An 8,515-nucleotide genomic window follows, 5' to 3' on the forward strand; every position below is an offset into this window, starting at 1 on the left:
TATGAAAAATTATAAAATTCAAAAAATAACAGGAGTTTTTCTAATCGGTTTTTTACTTTTTTCTTGTGTAGCCGATGATGATTTTGATTTACCTGAATCTTTAGGAGAACAAGAAAACATTCCGCCAAAAAATAAAATAATACAGATTGCTGATGTCATAAATGATTTTGCGCAAAATGAAGAAGAGCGTTTTTCTTATGCAGATTCTGATAAGTTTATGGAGGGCTACGTAATTTCTTCAGATGAAAGCGGAAACTTTTATCAAGAATTAATTGTTCAAGATAAACCTGAAAATCCGACTGCAGGTATAAAAATAAGTATCGCTGTAAATTCATTATACACCCATTATCAAATCGGTCAGAAAATTTACGTTGCTTTGCACGGTTTTTCTGTTGGACGAGAAAACGGCGTGATTTCACTTGGGGTCTCCAATGGGGAGTTTATGGAAGCAGCGCCGGCACAATTCGAAGAAAAAATAATTAGAGATTCTATAACCGCTAATATTATTCCGTTACCAATTGAAATTAATGAAATAGCTGAGGAATATAAAAATCTATTGGTTGAAATAAATGAAGTGCAATTTCCTGAAAACCTTATCTCAGATGAACTAAGTTTTGCAGGAGAGTCATTTGATGAATTTGATGGCGAACGCACGGTAGAAAGCTGTCTGGTAGATAACACATTTACCATGAGCACAAGCACTTTTGCAGATTTTAAAAGTCTAAACTTACCTGACGGAAGCGGAAAAATAAGAGGGATTTTAAGTCGAAATTTTGAAGATACTTTTTACGTTCTGCGTGTGAATACTGTTGCAGATATTGCGTTTGATAAAGAACGTTGCGAACCGATTGGTTTTAATTGCGGTTTAAGCGAAGAAGAAGGTAGTATTAATCTTTTTTCTGAAGATTTTGAAAGTTTTGATGATAATGATGAAGTTTCCGGAAATGGCTGGACCAACTTTGTAGAGACAGGAACAAGTAGTTGGGAAGTTTTTATAGATAATACCAACGCTCCTTCCATGGGTAAAGGAGCAATTGTTGATCCTTCCGGTTCAGATGAAAGCAGTATTGCTTGGCTAATCTCTCCTGAAATTGATTTTTCCAATCAAGAAAATGAAACCTTATCTTTTAAAACATCCAATAGTTTTGCAGATCAAAGTAACTTAAAGGTTCTTATATCTTTTGATTGGGATGGTGTTGAAGAAAATATTCTACTAGCTAATTGGAAAAGTATAACAGCAGCAACTATTGTAAATGATGATGCAGATTTTAGAAGTATTATTAATTCTGGAATTATAGACCTCTCTTGTGTTGAAGCTAGTGCTTATATTGCTTTTAAGTATATAGGAAGTGGAGATGAGGAGTTTGACGGTGCTTATGAATTAGATGATATAAAAATTAGCCATTAAAAAAGCGACTCAAAAATTAAGTCGCTTTTTATTAAATCATAGTAAGAATTATTCTTTTTCCTCTCCGGTATATTTATCGTATTCCGGATATAGAAAATTATTATATGGAAAACGAGTAATATGAATTTTACGAACCGCTTCGTAAACTTTTTTTCTAAACTCTTCCATGTTTTCTTTGTTAATAGCTGAAATAAACAAGACATCATCACCAACACGATTCATCCATGTTTTTTTCCATTCTTTTAAGGTGTTGTGCGCTGCTGTTTTTTCAGTTACCAAATCATCTTCCTCAATTTTTTCAGGCTGATAAGCATCAATTTTATTAAAAACCATTAAAGTAGGTTTATCGGCTCCTTCAATTTCATCTAAAATCTGATTCACCGAAGCAATATGATCTTCAAAATTCGGATGAGAAATATCAACAACATGTAATAACAAATCAGACTCCCTCACTTCATCTAAGGTTGATTTAAATGATTCTACTAATTGTGTAGGTAGTTTTCTGATAAAACCAACCGTATCGGTTAACAAGAAAGGAAGATTTCTAATTACCACTTTTCTTACAGTTGTATCAAGTGTAGCAAAAAGTTTGTTTTCTGCAAAAACTTCACTTTTACTGATTACATTCATCAAGGTGGATTTTCCAACATTGGTGTAACCTACCAATGAAACGCGAACCAATTGTCCGCGGTTACCACGTTGAACCTCCATCTGCTTATCAATGGTTTTTAATTTTTTCTTGAGTAATGTAATTTTATCTCGAACAATTCTTCGGTCGGTTTCAATTTCTGTCTCACCGGGTCCGCGCATTCCAATACCTCCACGTTGTCTTTCTAAGTGAGTCCAAAGACCCGCTAATCGAGGCATTAAATACTCATATTGCGCTAATTCAACTTGAGTACGCGCATAACTTGTTTTAGCACGTTGGGCAAAAATATCTAGAATTAAATACGTACGGTCAACTACTTTACACTTTAATATTCGTTCAATATTTTTTTGCTGTGCCGGACTTAATTCATCGTCAAAGACAGCAGTATCAATATTATTTTCTTTTACGAAATTTAATACTTGCTCCATCTTCCCTGTACCGATAAATGTTTTTGGGTTAGGGGTGTCTAACTTTTGCGAAAAGCGCTTAATGACTTCTCCGCCGGCTGTATAGGTTAAGAATTCCAGTTCATCTAAATATTCTTTAGATTTCTCTTCATCTTGATATTGTGTAACTACTCCAATTAAGACAGAGCGTTCATAAACGATATTTTCTTTTTCAATCATATAGTAAAGATAATCAAAGCAAAGTTAATATTTTAGGACTGTTTTTCTTGTTATTTCAAAGTATTTTGCTGAATTATTTATATCTTTATCGCTGTATATATTAATGACATGTCATTTTCAGTTTTAAAAATACTGAAATTTGATATACTTTTGTTTAATTTTATTTTAAAATAATTGCCTATATGAAAAAAATTACATTCAGTTTTTTCCTTTTGTTTTTAGTTTTATGCAACTTGAAAACAAATGGTCAAACTTTAAATCAAGATGCCAATTGGCCTAATTCGAATTGGGTTATAACGGGCTCTTACGAAACTGATCCTGACGCCTTCGAGGCAGATCCTACTGCTGTTTCAAATTTTGCATTTGATGATGATGATGCAGGGAATGGTAATGTAGATGAAATTGCCGCTGAATCTCCAGTTATAGATTTAACAGCTGCGCAAACAGCAGGAGAAACGTGGATACTTGTTTCTGTTGAATATTTTTTCCGTATTGCTAATACGGTTGATGTGGTTCCAGATGATTTTTTGGCTTTCCAGTATTGGAATGCTGATACGTCTTCTTGGGAGACTTGGGCGGGGCAAATACCGGCAACAGAAGGTAGTGGTGGTGCGAATACTGATGATTTTTGCACTCCTGAAAAAACAGCCTATGTAACTATTCCTTTAAATATTGCGACATTTACATCAACTCAACTTTCTGGGTTCAAGTATAGAATATTTTATGATGATGACGGGAACAACGCCGGTGGAAACTGGGAATACGGATTTTGTTTTGATTCGCCAGTTATTAATTCTCAAGTTCCGCCTTCGTGTCTAGAGCCTTCAGATGTTAGTGTAGATGAGGTTACCGCTTACACTGCTGATGTTAGCTGGACTTCAGAGTCGTCTGAATCAGAATGGGATATTGTTTATGATACTGCTGTCGGTTTTGATCCTGATAATGAAGGAACTACAGTTGTTGATGACGATGGTATTGCAGGAACTCAGTTAACTGGACTTGATGCCTCCACAGAATATGAGTTTTATTTAAGAGCAGATTGTGGAGATACTGATGGAGTGAGTGAATGGGTAGGGCCATTTACGTTTACAACTGCAACAGATACACCTCCTAACTGTGATGCAGAAATGACAACGCCTGCTGATCTTAGTGAAGATGTTGATATAGATCAAGATTTGATTTGGAGTGCAGCTTCTGGAGAACCTACTTCTTATAATGTTACTGTTGGCACAACTTCTGGTGGTACAGATGTGGTGGATAATGTTAATGTTGGTGATGTTACAGTGTATGATTTAGGAACACTTGCTTACGGTACCGAATACTTTGTTACTATTACTCCGGAAAACTCCAATGGGGTTGCTACAGGCTGTACAGAATATACTTTTACCACTGAAGCAGATCCAAGTGTTGTTGTTGATTGCGGAGCAGGTCCAGTATCTGAAAACTTCTGTTATGAAAACAACTCTGAATTTGAGGCTATTTATACAAGCTCTGATGGATCGCCTCTTACTTTAAATATTAATAATGGTTTTTTAGAAGCTTGTTGTGATGAATTAATTGTTTTAGATTCAGATGGTACAGAATTGTATAATGATGGGGGGGATATATCTGGTTTAACATTTCAATCAACAGGAGATCAGATCACGGTTCAAGTTAGTTCAGATGGCTCTGTTAATTGTCAGGCAAATGATTATGATCCTATAGATTATACGGTTTCTTGTGCAACATGTGCCAACCCTGCAGCTGAATACGAAGTTGTTAGTGATTGTAATAATGGTCCTCAATTTTTAGTTGAAGTGAATGTAACAGATTTAGGTGATGCAACAGATTTAAATATTTCTGATAATCAGGGAAGTGCAGATCAAACGGCTTCTTCTGTAGATGTGTATACTTTTGGTCCTTATGCAAATGGAACTGAGGTTGAAATAGATATAGAAAATAATCAGGATTCTAATTGTGTAATTAGTAGTAATGTGTTAACTCAGGCTTATTGTTCAGAAATCACTGTGGATTGTGCTGTAGGGCCTGCTACACAAAATTTTTGTTATGATGATGACTCTACATTTGAGGTTGTGTATACAAGTTCAGACGGGTCGTCTCTTAATTTAAATGTAAATGGAGGTTTCTTAGAGGCTTGTTGTGATGAGTTTGTTGTCTTAGATTCAGATGGAACTGAGTTGTATAATGACGGAGGAGATATTTCAGGATTAACTTTCCAGTCGACAGGAGATCAGATTACGGTTCAAGTTAGTTCCGATGGGTCTGTTAATTGTCAGGCTAATGATTATGACTCTATTGATTATAATGTGTCCTGTGCTACCTGTTCAAATCCTGAAGCTACTTATACGGTAGTTGAAGATTGTATTAATGGACCCCAGTTTTTTGTAGAAGTGGATTTAACTAGTATTGGTGATGCCACTGATGTGGATATCTCAGATAATCAGGGAAGTGATGTTGAAACAGCTACAGAGCCTGCAGTTTTTACTTTTGGTCCTTATACAAATGGTACATTGGTTGAAATTGAAATAGAGAATAATCAAGATGTAAATTGTCAAATTTCCAGTGGAGAATTAACACAAGAAACCTGTGTGAATAATTATGTTGATTGTGAAGTAGGTCCTGTTAATACAGTTTTTTGCTACGAAAACGGTCAAACCGAAGAGTTAACTTATATAAGTACAGACGGATCTCCTATTAATTTAGTGATTAATTCAGGTCAAGTAGAAAATGGATGGGATGAATTTATTGTTTTAGATTCAGACGGTACGCAATTGTATAATGGTTATGGTAATGCTGGGGATGTATCCGGTGTAGGGCCTTTCCAGTCTTCTGGAGACCAAATTACAGTTCAAGTTGTTGCAGATGGGATTAATAGTTGTGTTGAAGATGATTATACACCTATAGATATTACGGCTTCTTGTGCAACCTGTGAGAATCCAGATGTTAGTTATGAAGTGGTTAGTGACTGTGATAGTGGAGTAGATCAATTTTTTGTGGAAGTAAATGTTGTTGATTTGGGGTCTGCAGGCTCACTTTCAGTTGAAGACGATCAAGGAAGTGCTGTAGAAACAGTAGTTGAAGCTGGTATTGTTGAATTTGGGCCATTTCCAAATGGTACAGATGTTGTTATAACTGTAAGTAATGATGATGATGGGAATTGTGTTGTTTCTAGTGGAGCTCTAACACAAACTGATTGTCCGCCGGACAACGACTTATGTGATAACGCTATTGTTGCTTCTGTTAATGGGGATCAGTTTTGTGAAGTTACAACTCCGGGAACTTTGGCTGCTGCTAATGGATCTAATGTTTCGGTTTCTTGTGGGGGGAATGTTGCTCAAGATGTTTGGTTTGAGTTTACAGCTACTTCCACAACACATATGATTGCATTGCTAGATGAAGCTGGAAATAGTGCTTCGGATCTTTATCACTCTGTTTATGAAGGAGGTGATTGTAATAATCTGACTGAGGTGTATTGTAGTGAAGAATTTGATAATGGAGGAAATAGTCCTAATATAGTTGCCGATAACTTAACTATAGGGAGCACTTATAAAATTAGAGTTTTTGATACGAGTATTTCTGATCAGGATTTTAATTTATGTATTACAACACCAGATTATAAGGATAATGTAGATTGTAGTGAATTGGAGCCATTTTGTGCACCAACAGACGAATCTGGTAATCCAGAACCATTAATCTTTCCTAATGGATATTTTTATTTAGAAGAATCTGTTGCCGAAGAAGGACCAGACTATGGATGTTTAGGGAGTGAACCTAATCCCGCTTGGTTTTATTTACAAGTGCAAGAATCTGGTGATTTAGAATTTGAAATTGTTCAGAATACCGCTTTTGATGAAACAGGAGCTACAATTGGTGATGGTTTGGATGTGGACTTTATTGTTTACGGTCCGTTTAATTCTGTAGAAGATAACTGTGAAGACCTAACAAATGCTAATATTGTGGACTGTAGTTATTCTGCAGCAGCAATTGAAGATATGGTAATTCCAGGAGCTCAAGCAGATGAAGTTTATATAGTCCTTATTACAAACTTTAATCAGTCTCCAGGATATATAAGCCTTGGACAGACTAATTTCGGAGAAACAGGAGGAGGAACTACAGATTGTACTATACTTGATGAAACAGTTTATGCTTGTGAAGGTGAAGATGTGATTTTGACATCTGAATTTCCAAATGCATTAGCTTATGTTTGGTATGAATATAACCCGGACACAGAAGAAAATGAAATTATTGAAGGAGAGGAAACGTCTACATTAGAAGTTTCTGAAGATGGTGTATATACACTAGTTTCTTTTGATCAAGCAGGAACTCCTTCGGAAGAGGTGTTTACTGTAGTCTACTCAGAAAATCCTGATGTTGATTTGATGCTTGAACCAGGTCAAAATGGAAATTCTGATTTCGTGTCTTTATGTGGTGTTAGTCAAATATCATTAGATGCAACTCCTTCAAATGCAAGTTTGTTTGATCCAGTTGAATATAGCTGGATGGATAGTGATGGCAATGAAATTTCCACTATGCCTACTGTAGATTTTTCTGAAGAAGGAACATATACTGTAGAAGTAATAGGGACTATTTTAGATGAAGATGGTTTTCCTACTGAGTTTACTTGTGCATTTACAAAAACTTTTGATATTTTAAATTCTGATTTCACAGTATCTTTAGGATCAGACCAGGATTTATGTGATGAGTCTAGTTATACGATAGAGAGTGTAGTAACAGGAGAGGATGCAAGTAATGCGAGTTATGTATGGGAGGATTCTAATGGTGTTATATCTGGTGAGACTTCTTCTAGTTTAGTGGTGACCGAAGATGGAGATTATATGGTAACTGTAGAAATTGACGGTTGTACGGCGACCTCAAGTGTTAATGTAGTATTAAATGAATCTCCTTCACTTTCTTCATTGGAGGAAGAAATAGTTACGTGTAGTCTTTCAGACGCTATATTAGATGCGACACCTTCTAACTTTACGGTAGCGGAGACTACTTATAGTTGGACTTATGAGGGGAGTTCGATAGCAGAGACAGGCGCTATAGTAAATGCTTCCGATTATGGTTATGGTAGTTATGAGGTAACTGCTTATGCAGATTCTCCAGATTGTTCAACAACAATATCAATAGCTGTTATAGAGCGTGATGATATAGGAGTAAGTCTTATTTCAGATCAATCTTCAGCTATGGATTTACAATACTGTAGTGATTTATCAGATGAAGTACCTAGTTATGAGCTTGTCTTGACAGCAGAGCTGAGCAATGTAGAGGCAAGTGAGGTAGATTTTGTTTGGTATGAGAACGGGAATGTACTTTCGGGAGAGACAGGTAGTAGTTATACGGTAGTTTATGATTCAGAGGGGGATTATAACGATACTTATGAGGTAGAGATTGTGTTAGGGGGTTGTTCTGCTTTTGGAGCAATTGATACCGATGTATCTATTACTCCTTATGAGAACGGCTGTGTGATTACTGAAGGTTTATCTCCGAATAGTAGTCCAGGTCAGAATGATTGTATGGATCTAAGCTTTTTGGATGATCGAACAGGAATTCGTAGTTTAAAGGTTTATAACCGTCATGGTCGTTTAGTGTATGATCAATCAAATTATGTAAATAGTTTCTGTGGTCAAGATCAAGATGGCGAAGATTTACAAACGGGTACGTATTATTACGTGCTAGAGTTTTCATCAGAAGATCCTGTCTTTGGCAATGTTAAGAAAGGCTGGGTTTATATCAACCGAGAAGTAAACTAGTTTAGAATATAGATAATCAGCCTCCTCTTTTTACTTATAATCGAGTTAAAAAGAGGAGGTAATTTTAGAATAAAAC

At 35.9% G+C, this 8,515-nt stretch carries 3 protein-coding genes; 2 read left to right on the forward strand and 1 reads right to left on the reverse strand.

All coding sequences use genetic code 11. The features are described 5' to 3' along the window. Position 1: 1 nt before the first annotated feature. Positions 2 to 1,408 carry a DUF5689 domain-containing protein gene (locus D9R05_RS11460; RefSeq protein WP_162984964.1) on the forward strand — a complete coding sequence of 469 codons (1,407 nt, stop codon included), beginning with the start codon at positions 2 to 4 and terminating at the stop codon, positions 1,406 to 1,408. Positions 1,409 to 1,456: 48 nt separating this feature from the next. On the opposite strand, the gene hflX is transcribed toward D9R05_RS11460, so the two are convergent. Then, positions 1,457 to 2,683: a GTPase HflX gene (gene hflX / locus D9R05_RS11465; RefSeq protein WP_121667371.1), complete on the reverse strand. Its 1,227-nt coding sequence runs from the start codon at positions 2,681 to 2,683 to the stop codon at positions 1,457 to 1,459. Between the two features lie 182 nt (positions 2,684 to 2,865). Between hflX and D9R05_RS11470 the strand changes: the two genes are divergently transcribed. Continuing rightward, positions 2,866 to 8,439 (forward strand): T9SS type B sorting domain-containing protein, encoded by a 5,574-nt coding sequence (locus D9R05_RS11470; protein ID WP_121667372.1) that lies wholly within the window; start codon positions 2,866 to 2,868, stop codon positions 8,437 to 8,439. Positions 8,440 to 8,515 lie beyond the last annotated feature (76 nt).

This window comes from Mesonia aquimarina (genome assembly GCF_003667275.1).
Taxonomy (GTDB): domain Bacteria; phylum Bacteroidota; class Bacteroidia; order Flavobacteriales; family Flavobacteriaceae; genus Mesonia; species Mesonia aquimarina.